The 17,061-nt window shown below is 62.2% G+C and carries 16 protein-coding genes; 4 read left to right on the plus strand and 12 right to left on the minus strand.

Annotation, left to right across the window (positions count from 1 at the left end; translation table 11 throughout):
* Positions 1–32: 32 nt before the first annotated feature.
* From J3P90_RS05480 to J3P90_RS05510, 7 genes are all read right to left on the minus strand, one after another.
* Complete coding sequence (locus J3P90_RS05480) at positions 33–389, minus strand: DUF6124 family protein (RefSeq protein ID WP_434560363.1); 357 nt, start codon at positions 387–389, stop codon at positions 33–35.
* Between the two features lie 578 nt (positions 390–967).
* The gene (locus tag J3P90_RS05485) at positions 968–2,299 is read right to left on the minus strand and encodes a DUF58 domain-containing protein (RefSeq protein WP_434675942.1); all 1,332 of its coding nucleotides are present in this window, start codon (positions 2,297–2,299) and stop codon (positions 968–970) included.
* A 148-nt stretch (positions 2,300–2,447) separates the two neighbouring features.
* Positions 2,448–3,455 (minus strand): AAA family ATPase, encoded by a 1,008-nt coding sequence (locus tag J3P90_RS05490; RefSeq protein ID WP_434675943.1) that lies wholly within the window; start codon positions 3,453–3,455, stop codon positions 2,448–2,450.
* A gap of 21 nt (positions 3,456–3,476) precedes the next feature.
* Positions 3,477–4,640, minus strand: a complete 1,164-nt coding sequence (locus tag J3P90_RS05495) for a DUF4350 domain-containing protein (RefSeq protein WP_434675944.1) — start codon at positions 4,638–4,640, stop codon at positions 3,477–3,479.
* Entirely contained in the window at positions 4,637–6,172 is a 1,536-nt protein-coding gene (locus J3P90_RS05500) for a DUF4129 domain-containing protein (RefSeq protein ID WP_434560347.1), read from the minus strand. The genes J3P90_RS05495 and J3P90_RS05500 overlap by 4 nt, the downstream gene beginning before the upstream one ends.
* On the minus strand, positions 6,159–7,133 hold the full coding sequence (locus J3P90_RS05505) for a stage II sporulation protein M (protein WP_434675945.1): 975 nt from the start codon (positions 7,131–7,133) through the stop codon (positions 6,159–6,161). Before J3P90_RS05505 ends, J3P90_RS05500 begins: the two co-directional genes overlap by 14 nt.
* A complete protein-coding gene (locus J3P90_RS05510) occupies positions 7,130–7,855 on the minus strand; it encodes an RDD family protein (RefSeq protein ID WP_420765279.1) in 726 nt (241 codons plus the stop codon). Before J3P90_RS05510 ends, J3P90_RS05505 begins: the two co-directional genes overlap by 4 nt.
* Positions 7,856–8,179: 324 nt before the next feature.
* Here J3P90_RS05510 and sbcB point away from each other — a divergent pair, with 324 nt between their 5' ends.
* Complete coding sequence (gene sbcB, locus J3P90_RS05515) at positions 8,180–9,607, plus strand: exodeoxyribonuclease I (RefSeq protein ID WP_434675946.1); 1,428 nt, start codon at positions 8,180–8,182, stop codon at positions 9,605–9,607.
* Positions 9,608–9,725: 118 nt separating this feature from the next.
* Here the strand turns inward: sbcB and mvaT are convergent, their stop codons facing one another.
* The gene (gene mvaT / locus J3P90_RS05520) at positions 9,726–10,103 is read right to left on the minus strand and encodes a histone-like nucleoid-structuring protein MvaT (protein ID WP_420765277.1); all 378 of its coding nucleotides are present in this window, start codon (positions 10,101–10,103) and stop codon (positions 9,726–9,728) included.
* A 307-nt stretch (positions 10,104–10,410) separates the two neighbouring features.
* On the opposite strand from mvaT, the gene purU reads away from it, so the two are divergent.
* Positions 10,411–11,259 (plus strand): formyltetrahydrofolate deformylase, encoded by an 849-nt coding sequence (gene purU / locus J3P90_RS05525; protein WP_420765276.1) that lies wholly within the window; start codon positions 10,411–10,413, stop codon positions 11,257–11,259.
* 66 nt (positions 11,260–11,325) lie between these two features.
* Positions 11,326–11,505 carry a hypothetical protein gene (locus J3P90_RS05530; protein ID WP_434675947.1) on the plus strand — a complete coding sequence of 60 codons (180 nt, stop codon included), beginning with the start codon at positions 11,326–11,328 and terminating at the stop codon, positions 11,503–11,505.
* Positions 11,506–11,509: 4 nt separating this feature from the next.
* Here J3P90_RS05530 and J3P90_RS05535 read toward each other — a convergent pair whose 3' ends face one another.
* From J3P90_RS05535 to J3P90_RS05545, 3 genes are read right to left on the minus strand one after another with little or no spacing between them, the layout of a single operon-like run.
* Positions 11,510–12,505 (minus strand): lysylphosphatidylglycerol synthase transmembrane domain-containing protein, encoded by a 996-nt coding sequence (locus J3P90_RS05535; protein WP_420765274.1) that lies wholly within the window; start codon positions 12,503–12,505, stop codon positions 11,510–11,512.
* Positions 12,502–13,275 carry a DUF2334 domain-containing protein gene (locus J3P90_RS05540; RefSeq protein WP_434675948.1) on the minus strand — a complete coding sequence of 258 codons (774 nt, stop codon included), beginning with the start codon at positions 13,273–13,275 and terminating at the stop codon, positions 12,502–12,504. The genes J3P90_RS05535 and J3P90_RS05540 overlap by 4 nt, the downstream gene beginning before the upstream one ends.
* Positions 13,276–13,285: 10 nt before the next feature.
* Positions 13,286–14,377 (minus strand): glycosyltransferase family 4 protein, encoded by a 1,092-nt coding sequence (locus J3P90_RS05545; protein ID WP_420765272.1) that lies wholly within the window; start codon positions 14,375–14,377, stop codon positions 13,286–13,288.
* A 319-nt stretch (positions 14,378–14,696) separates the two neighbouring features.
* Here J3P90_RS05545 and J3P90_RS05550 point away from each other — a divergent pair, with 319 nt between their 5' ends.
* The gene (locus tag J3P90_RS05550) at positions 14,697–16,184 is read left to right on the plus strand and encodes a helicase HerA-like domain-containing protein (protein WP_420765271.1); all 1,488 of its coding nucleotides are present in this window, start codon (positions 14,697–14,699) and stop codon (positions 16,182–16,184) included.
* A gap of 138 nt (positions 16,185–16,322) precedes the next feature.
* Here the strand turns inward: J3P90_RS05550 and J3P90_RS05555 are convergent, their stop codons facing one another.
* Positions 16,323–16,778, minus strand: coding sequence for a DUF721 domain-containing protein (locus J3P90_RS05555; protein WP_420765270.1), 456 nt, complete (start codon positions 16,776–16,778; stop codon positions 16,323–16,325).
* Positions 16,779–17,061: the final 283 nt, after the last annotated feature.

Below are 17,061 nucleotides of genomic sequence, written 5' to 3' on the forward strand. Positions count from 1 at the left end.
TACTTATTCAGTCGCCTGTGCCTGCGTAGCCTTTAGCGCAGCACCTTCGCCTCGCCATCCAACAACTTCTCCAGCAACAACACCCCCATCTCGCCCATCTGATGAATCGCCAACGCCAGGTTGCGCGGGGCGCCTTCCAGTTCTTCCGATAAATCCAGAATCAGCGTGCTCACCGAGCAGAAGGTTTCGTAGCTATGTACCAGCAAGCCTTCCGGGTCGGCGTCGGGGGCGACGATGAAACAGTCCAGTTGTCGTTGATTTTTGGCTGGTTGGGTGGGAGCGGGCTTGAGGTAGTGATCGAGGGCTTTTTTCGCGGCTTTGTCGAGTTTTTGCTCGTCGACGGTTTTACGGGGAGCGGGTTTTGGGGGATTGGGGGTTGGTTTGATCATGAACGTTTTTCCGTAATTAAGGCTGCCACCCGTTTCGCGACTAAACGAGGGGTGGCGGCTGGACGCAGGTTAGTCGACCGGTGGAAAAACGAAGCCCGGCGCGCCCAAGGGCGCCCTGCGAACAGCCACCATCAAGTGCGGGACTTTGGCCCGACTGGATGACGCTTGTGCACACCGTTTTTCATAGCCGAGCGACTATCCGCTCCCGTCGAGATCACGATAGAGCTGGAATACGGCGACAGTTTTTTAGCGGGTGCTCCGGATGCCCAGGTCTGTCTTAAATACGTGCGGGGGAGTGAGTCCGAGAACCTGGTGTTTGATCCGCCGTTGGGAGAACTTTTGGTAATGGAGCGGGGGAGCAGTCCGTTGAGGTGGACTGTTTCAACCAACACGGTGCGAGACTATTCGTTTGCGTTGCAATTCTTGATGCCCTTATTCAGAGAGATTTCCCCGTCTCCCCCAATTTCTGGCAGTGTCTTGAGTAAGATCTGACGTTATGTTCGATCACTTCCATTGGCTTTGGGCAACTGCTACCGGGACAGTGCTTTGTTTTTTATGGCGACTGAACCGTCTGTTGCCTATAAATTCCCACCCTTCTTCCACCCCAGATACAACGTCACCAGCTCGGCCCCCAACTCCCCGGGCCGAGCTTGCAACACCGCCATCCCATGGGCACTCAACCGTTCATGCAACGTCGCCCGCGCACTCAAATATTCCACCGTCCCGCAATAAGCCAGCGCGTCAGACACGGTGTGCACCGGCGCTTGGCGCAGGCGGTCGAGGGCTTCTTCGCGCAGGCTTGCCACCAGCACGCGATGGCGTTGGCCCAGGCGTTTGACGGCGGCCAGCAGTTCTTCGTCGTCCTCGTCCCGCAGGTTGGTCACCAGCACTACCAGAGCCCGGCGTTTCTGCCGGGCGAGCAGTTGGGTGACGGCGGCCTGGTAGTCGGCGGGGTGTTGGCTGCTGTCCAGGTCGTAGACGCTGTTGAGCAACACGTTGAGTTGATCGGTGCCCTTGACCGGGGCGAGGTAGCGCGGCTGTTCGCTGGCAAAAGTGCTCAGGCCCACCGCATCGCCCTGGCGCAGGGCGGTGTAGCTGAGCAGCAGGCAGGCGTTGAGGGCGTGGTCGAAATGCGACAGCTCGCCGTCCTGGCTGCGCATGCGCCGGCCGCAGTCGAGCATGAAGATGATTTGCTGATCGCGTTCGTCTTCGTATTCCCGGGCGATGGGCGTGCGGTGGCGGGCGGTGGCTTTCCAGTCGATCTGGCGCAGGCTGTCGCCTTCGCGGAATTCGCGCAATTGATGAAATTCCTGGCCTTGGCCGCGGCGTTGCCGCTGGCGGATGCCGAGCTGGCTGAGCCAGTTGTCCACCGCCAGCAGTTCGCCGTCGTACAGACGGGCGAAGTCCGGGTAGACGCGGGTGCTGTCGAGCGCGTCGATCAGGCGTTTGTCGCTCCACAGGCCCATTGGGCTGGGCAGGTTGATTTCGCAATGTTCGAAGGTGAAGTGCCCGCGCTTGAGCGGGCGGACGCGGTAGCCGAGCTGGGTGAGCTGGCCGGGTTGTAGTTGTGCTGAAACAGGCAGTTGTTCGAAGTCCAGGCTATTGGGCACGTGATCGAAAATCTCGATTTCCAATGGCTGGGGCAGGTCGTGGCGGATGCCCAGGCGCACTTCGCTCCATCGGCCCAGGGCCAGGCTGCCGGGCAAATGGCGTTGGACTCCGGGCGAGGGCAGGCGGCGGACGCGCACCGCGTCGAGTATCGACAGGGCCAGCAGCGCCAACAGCAAGCCCCAGTGGATCGACAGCAAAGTCGAGGGCACCGCGATGCCCAGCGCGCGCAATGCACCCAGCACAATGCCGACGGTCAGCAGGATCGCGAGCCAGGCGAGCAAAAGGCGGGAGGGTTTCATGGTCGCGACTTTCCCGTGGCGAGGGAGCTTGCTCCCGCTGGGCTGCGAAGCGGCCCCCTGGATTTGACTGACACACCGCAAGGGGAGGCTGCGCCTCCAGCGGGAGCAAGCTCCCTCGCCACGCAGAGCACTTCGGTCCGAGAAAAATTCACAACCGTGGGGCCGAGACTTGATCGAGCAACTGCCCCAGCACCTGGTCCACCGAAAGCCCTTCGATGTCCAGCTCCGGCGCCAGCCGTACGCGGTGGCGCAGCACGGCCAGGGCGCAGCCCTTGATGTCGTCCGGCACCACGAATTCGCCGCCGCGCAACATCGCGCGCGCGCGGGCGCAACGCACCAGGGCAATCGAAGCCCGAGGCCCGGCCCCCAGGGTCAGGCCCGGCCAAGTGCGGGTGGCGCGGGCCAGGCGCACGGCGTAGTCGAGCACCTGGTCGTCCATCGGCAGCTCGCTGGCGATGCGTTGCAGCGCTTGCACGTCCTTGGCTTGCAACACCGTGCGCAACGGCTGAACGTCGAGCATGTCGGCGCGGGCCGAGCGGCTGACCTGGCGCACCATGTTCAATTCCTGATCGGCGTCGGGGTAGTCCATGCGCACCTTGAGCATGAAACGGTCGAGCTCGGCCTCCGGCAACGGGTAGGTGCCTTCCTGTTCGATCGGGTTCTGGGTCGCGAGCACCATGAATGGCTGGGCGATCGGCAGCGCGCGGCCTTCGAGGGTGACCTGGCGCTCCTGCATGGCTTCGAGCAACGCCGCCTGGGTCTTGGCCGGCGCGCGGTTGATCTCGTCGGCGAGCAGCAGGTGGGTGAACACCGGCCCCTTGCGCAACTTGAACTGCTCGCTCTGCAGGTCGTACACCGCATGGCCGGTGACGTCGCTGGGCATCAAGTCCGGGGTGAACTGGATACGCGCGAACTCCCCGCCAAAACAGCGGGCCAGGGCGCGCACCAGCAACGTCTTGCCCAGCCCGGGAACGCCTTCGAGCAGGACATGACCGCCGGCGATCAGCGCCGTGAGCACATCATCGATCACGGCTGCCTGGCCGACCACGGCCTTGTGCAGCTCGGTGCGGATCGCCTGGGCCAGTTGACTGGCGCGCTGGCGTTGCTGGGCGGCGTGGGCCTGGTTGTCTGAGGGCTCGTTCTGTTCAGTCGTCAATTCTGGCGTTCTCCTAACGGTTTATAAGGCATTCCTGAGGGTTTGCAAAAGGCCGACCTGACGGCAGAAGTCGGCGCTGGACAGGCGTTGTTTCGGCCGAGGGCTGAGGGCCTGGCTGATGGTTCGCGTGGGTTGGCGCGTCAGACGAGCTAGCACTTGCCATTGTTCGGCGACCACCAGTTGTTCGAAACCCGGATGAAGCTGGCGCGCCCGGCGCAGCACGTCCTGTTGCAGGCTGTGCAGCAGGTGTTGCTGGCCGTTGTGGCGCAACTGGAAGGCGGCGCTGGCTTGCAGGTGTTCTTGCAGTTGGCGTCGCGCCTTGGGCGCCGGTTGTTGCAGCGGGCCATGGCGCACCGCCGACCGCCACAGCCAAAGGGTGATCAAGGCCAGCAGCGCCACGATGGCCTGAGGGAAGTAGCGCAGCAGCAGGGTCAGCAGGTTGTCGTGGTCGGTATTGAACAGCAGCGTGACGTCGTTATCGGCGCTCAGGTACCAGAGCAGCCAGGCGTTGTCGTACTGGTCGATCTGGTCGTTCTTCCACAGCTCGGCGTCGGTCAGCACGGTGATCGTGCCCAGACCGTGACTCAGTTGCATCAGGTGAGTCGCCGCCGCGCTGTTGGCCCAGGCCTGGGCGAGGTTCAGCGGGTCTTCGAGGTGAAAGTCGGTGTCGAAGCCGATGTAGGCCGGCGCCTCTTCGTCTTCCAGGTACAGTTTGGTCAATTCGGGGTAGGGATCCTTGATCAGCTCCGGCTCCGGTGCCTTGAGGTCCTTGCTCAAAAGTTGGCGCAGGCGCACGCGGTCCAGCAGCAGGTCGCCGCTGCTGTTCGTGCTGTCGTCCCACAAGGCCTCGGCGACGAACAGCAGGCGCCCGCCGGCGCGGGTCCAGTTCATCAACTGGTCGACTTCCCGTGGCGTCATGTTGCTGCGTTCGCCCAACAGCAACAGGCTGCGTTGGTGCGGTTCGAGCGTGGGCAGCATGTCCAGGCTGTTGGCGTGTTCAACATTGATGCCTTGCTGGCGCAAGAATCGTTCGGCGGCCAGGTACGGGTTGGCCTGGGCTTCGGGGGAGGGGCCGTGCTCGATGGTTTCCTGATAGGGCACGGCCTTGAGGTACAGGTACACCGCCAACGCACAGGTCAACGCGGCACCGACTGCGCCGATCACCCACCCCGTGCGCTGGCTCATCGGGACGCTCCGGGGCCGAACAATTCGCGCCAGCCATTGCACAACTGCTGTTGCAGATGGGCGGGCGGAGGGCGGTGTCCATAGGCAATGTTCTGCCAATGCAGGGTCAGGTGCCTGCTGAAGGCCATCAGCGGTTCGTGCTGGAGCTGTTCAACCCGTTGCAACACCTGGCCTTCGGTGTCGGCCGGCTTGAGGGGCATGTTGAACTCATGGTGCAAACGGCTGAGCAGCGCTCGGTACAACAGGCCCAACGCCTCGCGTGGCGCGTCGGACCACAACTGCTCGGCGCTGGCCGCGACATCGTTCGGCAAGCTCTCTTCGCGGATATCCAGGCCAAACATGCGTGCCGGCGCGGGGCGCTCCGCCGGCAGGCGTTTCGTTGGCCGGTAGTTGGCGAGCGCCTTGAGCCGTTCACGATAGTGCCAGGCCAGCCAGACGATCGCGCCCACCAGCGTGGCCCAGAGCAGCGCCTGGATCAGCGCAGCGATCGTTTCGAAGCGTTTGGCGCTCCAGTTGAACATCGATTTCAGCCAGCCGGGGGCTTCATCGGTTTCGGCCGATTCGGTGGCTTCTTTGCCGAATCGATAGCGCGTCACGGTTTCCGGATTCTTGAAAGGGGGTGCGTCGAGGATCGCCTTGATGCGCTCGCGAGAGGCTTGGCTGGTGACGGGTTGGTTGAGCAGGCGAGGGCTCTGGGGTGCGTTGCTGTTGTCATCGGCCCATGCGGGTGGCGCCAGCGGCAGGAGGGTCAGGGCGAGCAGCGCCAGGGCAGGCGCTACGGTGCCCAGGCGTTGGCGCAGGCGGCGGAACACCAGCTCGATGTCCCAGGCTTCCAGCAGGGTGCGTCGATTCAGGTAGAGGCTGAAGCCGCAGGCGACGTAGATCGGCTCCCAGACAATCAGCAGCAGCGGATAGAGGACATTGAGCAGGTGTTCGAGCCACAGCCAATCGTGTTCGGCGACGGCGATCAGGGTTTGCCAGTCCCATTCCAGTTCGACTTGTTGCGGCACGAATAGATAGAACAGGGCCATCAGGCCGAACCACAAGACGGTCTCCAGGTGCACGCCGAGGATGGTCAACCATTGCGCGGCGCCGCCGTTGCGTTGCAGCAGCACGCGCAAGCGCTGCTCTCGTGCCTCGCCGGCGAGCCCTTCGAGTTGCACGACGGGCATCAGGAAGCTGCGGCTCAGGCTCAGCCGGCGCCAGGTCAGGCTGGCCAGCAATTGTGGCTTGAGCAGCGTCGGCCATTGGCGCAAGGCCTGTTTCAAGGTCGGCGTCTCGCCAAACAGCGCCTTGGACAAGATGTACAGGGGCAGGCGTTCGAAGGCCGGTTTCAGCCACCAGAATATAAACACCACCAAGGAGGGCGAGTCCCACAGCAACAAGGTCAGTAGCGCATACACCGGCAGTGTGACGATGGCCCAGCTGGCCATCAGCAACCGCCGGTGCTGCTGGGTCATCAGTACGCCGAGGTCCATGGCTTCCCAGGTGGTGCGTGGGCGGATCGCTACCGTGACGTCACTCAGGCGCATGCTGGCCTCGCCCGGCGAACAGCAGGTAACCGATCACCAGCAGCCACAGTAGCGCGCCGATGGTGTATTTGGTGGAGGGTGTCGCGGCGCTGGAGGACCAATAGGCCTCGACGAACGCTGCAATGAGCAGGAAGAGGATCACCCCGGCGATGATAAGCACGCTTTTGCCGGCGGCCAGTCGCAAGGCTTCGCCCCGCGTGAGGCGTCCCGGCGCAATCAGCGCCCAGCCCAGTTGCAGGCCCGCGGCACCGGCCAGGGTGATGGCAGTCAACTCGAAAGCGCCATGGCCAATGACGAACGACCAGAACGTCCCGCCCGAGCCGATCTGGGTCAGGTGCCCGGCCACCGCGCCGATGGTCAGGCCATTGAAGAACAGGAAGAACGCGCTGCCCAGGCCGAACAGCAAACCACTGGCGAATGTCTGAAAGGCAATCCCGATGTTGTGCATGATGTAGTAGCCGAACATCACCCAATCCTCGCTGGCGGCCCGCTCGATCGAGCGCCCCAGGTGCCCCGCCGCCGGGTCGTACATGCCGCGGATCTGGCTGACTTCCTCGACGCTCAGCAGGCTGTAGACCAGCTCGGGGAACAGGTACACCAGCAAGCTGACGCCGACGAGGCTGCCGATGAACATCAGGCCCGCCGCCAGGACGAATCGCCATTGTTCGCGCACCAGGCGGGGGAAGCCGGCCAGGATAAAAGTCGACAGGCCGGTCGAGGGGCGGCTGCGGTCCCGGTAGAGTTGCTGGTGTCCGCGCAGCGCCAGTTGCTGCAAGGTGTCCACCAGCAAGCTGCTGTAGCCCCGGGCCTGGGCCAGCGCCAGGTGTTGGCAGAGCTGTCGATAGGCGTGGGGAAAGTCGCTGCTCTGGGGGACGTTGCGGCGGCGCTCCAGTTGGTCGAGCAGGCGGGACAGGTGTTCCCATTCCCCTTGGTGGCGGCTTTCGAACAGGCTTTGCTTCATGTCGGCCCCAACAGGCCGCGGGCGATGCCATTGAGTTCAGCCACGGCCCCGGTGGGGTGCACCTTCAATGGCGCGGCCAGGATTGCCGCCAGTTCGGTGACCCTGGCGTCAGACAATTGTGCCTGGCGCTCGGCAAAACCCAGCACGGCGCGTTGTTCCACCAGGGCCAGGGCAAAGGGCGGGCGTAGCGGCCGGGCCATTGGCAATTCGGGACGCTTGACCGGTTGCTCGCGATAAACCACCAGCGTGCCAGCGGCCAGGTCGCCCAAGCGCTTGAAGGTCGGGTGTTGCAGGCAGCAGAGCGCTCCAAAGGTGTAGCCGAACGGCAGCATGTCGACGAAGCGCAGCAGGTTGCGGATCAACGAGGCAGACCAGCCGATCGGCCGACCATCATCCTGCACCACGCGCAACCCCATGATCTGCTTGCCGGGGGAGCGGCCCTGGTTCAGCACCTCGAACAACACCATGTACCACCAGCTGACGATGAACAGCAGGATCGAGCCCAGGCCGATCCCCAGTTCGCCGAAGAACGCCAGGACGACAAAGAACAGGCCGAGCACCAGCCCGCGTATCACCAGGTCGATGGCGAAGGCCAGCGCACGAGGCATCAGCCCCGCCGGGCGCAGTGGCAGGTCGATGCCTTCGGGCGTTTCGACCTGGTAACGCGTGTCCAGTGGCGGCGGCAGCGGCGCGTTCCTTTGCAGTGCTGGTGTCTCGAGCATGGGCAACCTGTGATGGCCGTTCGAACGTTCGATCTCGGCGCAGATGCTAGGGTCTGTATGAATGTGTTCGCGCGAAGGCCAGACAAGGCGAAACGGGGCGAGGAAGTGGAATGTACTGGAGTACATAAGCATTCCGAGCCCCGTTTCAACGCAGTATGGGCGAGTGCGGATACATTTCGTACAGAGCCTATCAGTCTTCGGGCGGGCGCACGATATGGCCGTGTATGTCATTTCATGGCCTGCAACAGGATTAAAGGCGCGAAGGCTGGCGGGCGCAGGGTACGAACGCCTAGACTTCGCCAGTCCTCAGCCCAGGAACACCCCGTGACTTCCATCTTCTGGTACGACTACGAAACCACCGGCATCAACCCACGGTGCGACCGCCCCTTGCAGGTGGCGGGAATACGTACCGATTTCGATCTCAACGAAATCGCCGAGCCGGTGAACCTGTATTGCCGGCCCAGCGATGACATCCTGCCCCACCCGGCGGCCTGCGCCATCACCGGCATTACGCCCGCGTGCCTGGCGGAAAAGGGCTTGAGCGAAGCCGACTTCATGACACGCGTCCATGCGCAATTGGCTGCGCCTGGGACCTGTGGTGCCGGCTACAACACCTTGCGCTTCGACGACGAAATGACTCGCTACAGCCTGTATCGCAATTTCTTCGATCCATACGCTCGGGAATGGCAGGGCGGCAATAGCCGCTGGGACCTCATCGACCTGGTGCGCGCCGCCTATGCGCTGCGCCCCGAGGGCATCGTCTGGCCGCAGGAGGATGGCCGCGTCACCCTCAAGCTCGAACGCCTGACGGCCGCCAACGGCATCGACCATGGCCAGGCCCATGACGCGCTGTCGGACGTGCGCGCGACCATCGCCCTGGCCCGGTTGATCCGCGAAAAACAACCCCGGCTCTACGACTGGTTGTTCCAGTTGCGCGGCAAGCAGAAGGTGATGGACCAGATCCGCCTGTTGCAGCCGATGGTGCATATATCCGGGCGCTTCTCGGCGGCGCGAAACTACATTGGCGTGGTGCTGCCGCTGGCCTGGCACCCGAAGAACCGCAACGCCTTGATCGTCTGTGACTTACACCTGGACCCCCAGGGCTTGCTTGACCATGACGCGCAGCTTTTGCGCCAGCGGTTGTATACCCGCCGCGAAGACTTGCTCGACGGTGAGCTGCCGGTCCCCCTTAAACTCATCCACATCAACAAATGCCCGGTGGTTGCGCCGCTGGCTGTCTTGCGCGCCGAGGACCAACTACGGCTGCAGCTGGACATGGAGGGCGTGCATCAGCGGGCGCTGCGGCTAAGTGACGCACAACACGTCTGGCAAGACAAACTCCAGGCTATTTACGGGCAAGAAGACTTCACTGCCAGCGAAGATCCCGAGCAGCAATTATATGCAGGGTTTCTCGGTGATCGTGATCGCCGTTTATGTGAACAAGTTCGCATGGCGGATCCGTCTGATTTGGCCCAACAGCAGTGGCCATTCGATGATGAACGCCTGCCGGAATTATTGTTTCGATATCGTGCGCGCAACTTTCCGGAGACCTTGGATCCAGCGGAACAACAGCGTTGGACACTTTTTTGCCAGCAACGCCTGTCTTTGCCTGAATGGGGCGCGCCGAATACGCTGAGCAATTTTGATGAGGCGATGACAGAATGGATGGACCTATCTTCGCCGTTGCAGCGCGATGTGCTGATGCAATGGCAGGGCTACAGCCAACAATTGCGCAAACGTTTTAGCCTCTAAACTGCCACGTAGCTATTGAAAGCCAGGGTAAAAAACCAGGCATAAAAAAACGCCAGCAAATCGCTGGCGTTTCTGCTTGCAGGCTCCACCTCTTAACGCGCGGCGCCGCTGGCGAGGCTTAGCCCAGCAGGGTTGCCCAGCCTTCTACCACGTCACCGCCCCACTTGGCTTTCCACTCTTTCAACGTCTTGTGGTTGCCACCTTTTGTTTCGATGACTTCGCCATTGTGCGGGTTTTTGTATTGCTTAACTTTACGAGCACGTTTGGTGCCGGTCGTTTTTACCGCGCCGCGGGGTGCTTTACCCGACTTGGCTTCTGGATCCAGCAGGGCAATGATATCGCGCAGGGACTTGGAGTATTCGCCCATCAGCGTGCGCAGTTTGCCTTCGAATTCCAATTCTTTTTGCAGTTTGTCGTCTTTGGAGAGGTCGGCCAGACGTTGTTGCAATTCTTCAATAGCTTGTTTTGTGGCGTTGTATTCGGTGATCAGAGACATGGGGACTACCTTATGTAGGACGCTGGTGACAAGGAGACAGTGAAGCAATAGTAATCAGACAGTTTCATCAAGTAAACATTTAAGCCGTGTTTATTTAGTTAAATAGTGCGGGTGCCATGGAAATGGGCATCGCAAATAAATACTCGATGCTGTCTTCATATCCGTTCACACAATTGCGGCGCAGCCACAGGCCACGTCGCGCGCAGCCTCGGTGGTCCCGGGCGGGCAGGGTGTGCGATCGATACTGCAGTTTTGCTACGCAATGGCTAGAATGGCCGCCTTTTTGCGAAGTTCTGGAGTTCCCCTCATGCGCACTTTTCGGCTGGTGATCGCTTGCCCGGACCGCGTCGGTATCGTTGCTAAAGTCAGTAACTTTCTGGCGTCCCATAATGGCTGGATCACTGAAGCGAGCCATCACTCGGACAACCAAAGTGGCTGGTTCTTCATGCGCCACGAGATCCGCGCCGACTCGCTGCCCTTTGGCCTCGAAGCCTTTCGCGAGGCATTCGCCCCGATTGCTGAAGAGTTCTCGATGGATTGGCGTATCACCGATACCGCGCAGAAAAAGCGCGTGGTGCTGATGGCCAGCCGCGAGTCTCATTGCCTGGCTGACTTGCTGCACCGCTGGCACAGCGATGAGCTGGATTGCGACATCGCGTGCGTCATTTCCAACCATGACGACTTGCGCAGCATGGTGGAGTGGCACGGCATTCCTTATTACCACGTCCCCGTCAATCCGCAGGACAAGCAGCCGGCGTTCGCTGAAGTCTCGCGGCTGGTCAAGCAGCATGACGCTGAAGTGGTGGTGCTGGCCCGCTACATGCAAATCCTGCCGCCATCGCTGTGCAGCGAATACGCGCACAAGGTCATCAATATCCACCACAGCTTCCTGCCGTCTTTCGTCGGCGCGAAGCCGTACCACCAGGCATCGATGCGCGGCGTGAAACTGATCGGCGCAACGTGCCACTACGTGACCGAAGAGCTGGACGCCGGCCCGATCATCGAGCAGGACGTGGTGCGTGTCAGCCACAGCGACAGCATTGAAGACATGGTGCGATTCGGTCGCGACGTGGAGAAGATGGTGCTGGCGCGCGGCTTGCGTTATCACCTGGAAGACCGCGTGTTGGTACACGGCAACAAGACCGTCGTATTCTGATCCAACGCAGAACCCGGTGAGGGAGCAAGCTCCCTCGCCACGATTAGCCTTGAGAGGGCGTGGACCATGACCGATCCCTTGGACAAAGCCACCGCCAAAGCTCCGCCAACCGTGGGCGAGGGCTGCCTGAGCCGCTACGATCCCGACGCTTTGAGCCCCGAGGACGGCACTGAGTTTCCCGACGCCGCGAAGCTCTGGGACGAGCTGAACGACAAGCCTCAGGGCGAGTCCGAACCCAATCAATAATGGGTCAGGCCTGCCTGAGCCTGATCAGCTTCTTGATCAATGGTCGCCCGACCATCAGGAAAAACACTGGCCCTCCGGCCAGCAGATAGAAGTAATAGGTCACCGCTCGCCAGATCAGAATCGCCGCCGCCGCGGTGGATTTTCCTACCATGGGCGCCAGTAGCGCCGCCGAGGTCAACTCCGCCGCTCCGGCGCCGCCCGGCAGCAGGCTGAACTGCCCCGCGCTCAGAGAGAGCATCTGGATCAGGAAACTCCACGCCCATTGCAAATCCGCCCCCAGCCCTTTTAATGCCAGATAAAGCACGCTGTAGCGCAGCGCCCAGTGCAGGCAGGTCAGGCCGAACACTTGGAAAAGTGTCATTCGGGGCAACTTCAACGTATCGGTGAACGCCGCCAGGAAATTGAGGATCTTGCGTCCCCAACGCCGGCGAGTGCTGGTTTTCACCCGTAGGTGGCGCAGCACTCGGGCACCCAGCAGAATCAGCCGGCGATGGTAGCGCGCGACCAGGGCGCAGCAGGCCAGGCCGCCGAACATCGAAATCGCGCTCAACGCCAGCATCCATTCCATGCGCTGGCTGAGGTTCTGGAACAGCGCGTAGAACAGGATGCCCAGCAAGGCACACAGGAAAAACAGCAGATCGCTCAACTGATCCATCGCGAATACGGCGCTGCCATGGGCCGGGCGCACGCCGTTGCGCGCCAGCAGGGCCATCAGCGTCAAGGGGCCGCCGCTGCCGCCGGGCGTCGCGCACATGGCGAACTCGGTGGACATCACCACGCCCATGCTTTTGACCGCGCCGATGCGCCCACGGTGCTCGCCCAGCAGCAAACGCAGGCGCATCGAGTTCAGCGCCCAGCACAGCACAATCATGCCGAGCATGACCAACAGCAGCGACAACGGAAAGCGCTGCACCCGCGACCACATTTCCCCACCGCCCACCAGCATCGGCACCACAAGCGCGATGAGCAGGGCGGCGACCAGCCAGATCAATCGCTTCATGCGGCGTTACTGACCCGCAGGCTCTGGGTTGCCAGCCAGCCGGCCTTGGTCATCGGCACACGTCCGTCCTCAAGCAGGCGCTGCAGGGTGCGTAGCCAATAATCCCGGGAAAAACCGTGGCGCATGTCCACCGGGTGCAGCCCCAGGCGAATCACAGGTGCCTGGCGCCAGCGCTGTTCGCGCTGGTCGCTGATGATTTTCGACAGGCCCCGGCGCCAGGCGCTGCGCGCGCTCCAGACCAGGCCCGGCGCATCGATCTGGGTGAACTCGGGCAAACGGTAAAGGTGTTGGGTATCGCTGGTGTAGCTCAGAGGCAGCTGGCGCAAGGCTTGCCGGGTGCCTTCGCTCATCAGCCAGGCGGGCGCGACGAAACCTTGGAGCGGCCATTGGTACCGCTGGAAGATTTCGATACCGGCTCGTAGGCGAGCGAGGGCGGCCTCTTCGGACAATCCATAGAACTCGCCTTCGTGGGTGTAGACCCGCCGCATGAAAAAGTCCTTGGGATGAAGGGCGGGCGGGCCGTCGTCGCAATGGTAGTAACCGTGCAAGACCAATTCATTGCCGCGCTCGACCCGGCCGTCCAGCAAGCGCCTGAAGCCGGGGTGATCGTCCAGCGCATTGGCATGATGGAAATCCGGCACCACCAGCCAGGTCATCGGCACCTGGCCAAGGGCGTCGACGGCTTCAACGAAGGGCTGGTAGTCGGGCCAGGTCTGGGGCGCGACGTCATGGAGCACCAACAGCAGGCTGGGGGTGGGATTCATTGCCATCGACGTCGCCTCAACCATTGGCCAGCAGCGGCATCTCTGCGCCGAGCACACTGTAGTAATGGCCCAACAGGCTATTGACCACCGTGTCCCAGGCGTAATGACGCTCTACGTGTCGCCGAGCCCTGGCGCCACGTTGCTCGCAACCTTCGGCGAACAGCTGTCGAACGGCATTAGCCATGGCCTGCGGATTGTCAGGTGTGCACAGCAGACCGCAGTCCTCCTGGACGATTTCGCTGAACGCGCCTGCGGCGACCGCTACCACCGGGATGCCGCTGGCCATCGCTTCGAGGATCACCAGGCCAAAGGTTTCCTGGTCGCCAGCATGTAGCAACGCGTCGGCGCTGGCCATCAGCCGGGCGACCTGGGGCGCCGGGCAGAATTCGTCGATGACGGTGACATTGTCCGGCACCAGGGCGGGCATCGAAGAACCGACCAACAACAAGTGGTAGCGCTCGCCCAGGCGTTTCATGCACTTGAGCAGCACCGGCAGGTTTTTTTCCTTGGAGCCGCGACCGGCGAAGATCAGCAATCGCGCGTCTTCGGCGATGCCCAGCTCCGCCCGCAATTCGGGGTCGCGGGCGGCGGGGTTGAAGGTCTGGAGGTCTACGCCCAAGGGCTGTACATAGACGTTCTTGACGCCCAGCCCGGTCAGTTTGTCGGCCATGACCTGGCTGGGGGCCAGGACTCGGTCGAAGTTGCCGTACAACTTGCTGACGTAGGCCTCGATGTTGGGCGTGAACCAGCTTCCCATGCGGTTGCTGACCAGCAGCGGCAAGTCTGAATGATAAAAACCGATGACAGGCACATCGAGCTGGCGCCGGGCATCGAGGGCCGCCCAGGCGGTGAGATAGGGATCGCCTACTTCAATGAGATCAGGCTGCAAGTCGCGCAGGACATTACGCCAGGGCGCCAGGCGAAGCGGGAAGCGATAACCCTTGCCAAAGGGGAGCGGAGGGGCTGGAACTTTATAGATTCCGTCTTGCTCACTCAGGTGAGCGCCAGGAATCAAGAGGCTATGGCGGATACCGGGCCGATTGCCCAGGCGCCGGTGCTTGGCATCCAGATAAGTGCGCACGCCACCGCTGGCGGGGGCGTAGAACATGGTTATGTCCGCTATATGCACGATGAACGTCCCTCCGGTCTGTGTTCTCCTGTGTTGACCTTTAGTAAGAATAGATGTTCGGTTGGGGTTGTGAGGGCGGGTTGTCAGTGGAGTATTGCTGGGTTTGACAGGGCCTCATCGCGAGCAAGCTCGCTGCCACATGGGACCTGTGCGTACCACAACCCTGTGCGAGCTTGCTCGCGATAGGGCCCGCCCTGATTCGCAGCTATTATTCCTGCTGCCAACGCCCTAATGCCCAGGCATGCTTTTATATAAGCGCGCAAAATGGCGTCATATCGCAAACACCACGGGTGACGAAATGCCTGACTCATCGCAACTGATCATCGGGGCCGACCTTGCCGGCCAACCTGTCGCCCAGGCCATGCGCCTGGCGAACCGCCATGGACTGGTGGCGGGTGCCACCGGCACGGGCAAGACCGTTACTCTGCAGCGCCTGGCCGAGATGTTCAGCGATGCCGGCGTGGCCGTCTTCGCGGCAGACATCAAGGGCGACTTGTGCGGCCTCGGTGCTGCCGGCGCTCCCCAGGGCAAGATCGCCGAGCGTATCGCCGGCATGCCTTGGCTTGGCCACAAGCCCCAGGCTTATCCGGTGACGCTGTGGGACATTCACGGCCAATCGGGTCATCCGCTGCGCACTACCTTGAGTGAAATGGGCCCGTTGTTGCTCGGCAGCCTTTTGGAACTGACGGACAGCCAGCAATCGGCGTTGTACGCGGCGTTCAAGGTCGCTGATCGGGAAGGCCTGTTGCTGCTGGACCTCAAGGACTTGAAGGCGCTGCTCAACCACCTCAAGGACAACCCCGAATTGCTAGGGGACGATGCCGCCCTGATGACCACGGGTTCCAGCCAGGCGCTGATGCGACGCTTGTCCACGCTGGAACAGCAAGGGGCCGACGCCTTGTTCGGTGAGCCGGCGTTGCAGTTGGAGGACATTCTGCAACCGGCCAGCGATGGTCGCGGCCGTATTCATCTGCTGGACGCCAGCCGCCTGGTCCATGAAGCGCCGAAGGTCTACGCGACATTCCTGCTGTGGCTGCTGGCCGAGCTGTTCGAGCAACTGCCCGAGCGCGGCGACGCGGACAAACCCTTGCTCGCGCTGTTCTTCGACGAGGCGCACCTGTTGTTTGCCGGCACGCCCAAGGCGCTGCAGGATCGCCTGGAACAAGTGGTGCGACTGATCCGCTCCAAGGGCGTCGGGGTGTATTTCGTGACCCAGTCGCCGGGGGATCTGCCGGACGATGTGCTGGCACAGTTGGGATTGCGCATCCAGCACGGCCTGAGGGCTTTTACCGCCAAGGAACAGAAGTCCTTGCGGGCGGTGGCGGAGGGTTTCCGACCGAACCCGCAATTCGATGCCTTGGCGGTACTCACCGAACTGGGCATCGGTGAAGCCCTGGTCGGCACCCTGCAAGAAAAAGGCACGCCGGAAATCGTCCAGCGCGTGCTGGTGGCGCCGCCGCAGTCGCGTATCGGGCCGCTGAGCGAGGCCGAGCGGGCCGGGTTGATTGCCAGTTCACCGTTGCAGGGACGTTACGACAAGCCTATTGATCGCGAGTCGGCCTATGAAGTGCTGATGGGCCGCAAGGGGCTGGAACCACAAGCCGAAGCGACACCGGGCAAGCCCACCGCTGAAGAGCCAAGCTTTACCGAAAAGGCCGGGGAGTTCCTTGGCACCGCGGCGGGCCAGGCCTTGAAATCAGCGATGCGCCAAGCGGCCAATCAACTGGGCCGGCAGTTGGTGCGGGGGTTGATGGGGTCGTTGTTGGGTGGCAGTAAGCGGCGGTAGATCGAAGAACGAGTCGCGCCCATCGCGAGCAGGCTCGCTCCCACAGTAGGTTTCTGCCAGATACAAAATTTGTGTTCGCCTAGATCCCCTGTGGGAGCGAGCTTGCTCGCGATAGCTATCTAACAGGCGCCAGAAATCTCAATCCTTGGGCCGCGCATGTGCCGCCAACCGCTCCAGCGCCGCCTTCAGGTTAGGGTCGCTGATGCCCTCGGCGGTGGCCTGGATGGTCGCGGCCGCGTCGGTGGACAGGTCCAGGGTATGTCCCTTGGCGCCGGCCTGTACGGTCGGCGGCTGGACCTTGAACAGGATCCGCGTCAGGTTGGCGAATTCATCGAATGCCTGCAATTGACGCAGCAGGCGCTTCTGTTGGTAGCGCAGGCGCGTGGCCCAATGGCCGTCAGTGACGATCAGCAACAAGCTGCCTTCGCGCCAGGACGCTACGTGGCAATGCTCACGCGCGGCGGGCTGCAACTGGCTGTCCACCAGCCGTTGCAGATGACCGAGGCGCCTGGCGTGGCCGAAAATGGCTTTCAGCGGCTTGGCTTCGCGCAGCAGAACGGCGGGCGCCTTGGCTGGAAGAGGGCGGAAGGCCATGGTTGAATACCGCAAAATGACAGAGGCGCCATGGTAGCAGAAGCACCGGTCGCCCCGCCGCCCTGTCGCCCAGCGGCTTTTATCCCACACAATCAATAAGTAACTTATGCGCTTTGTGGGTTGAAGTTCGCGCAAAAGCCCTTATTTTAGGGAGGCCCCGTCACAGCGCTGTGCCAGCATCGTGGAATAACGCCACTTTCCTCACCATCGTTTCCGGGTAGAATGCTCGTTCGCATGCGGCCATGAGGGCTGCACGGGCGACTCACGGGGCCGCCCTCCATCC

This window comes from Pseudomonas sp. D3-10, assembly GCF_051132175.1.
Classification (GTDB): domain Bacteria; phylum Pseudomonadota; class Gammaproteobacteria; order Pseudomonadales; family Pseudomonadaceae; genus Aquipseudomonas.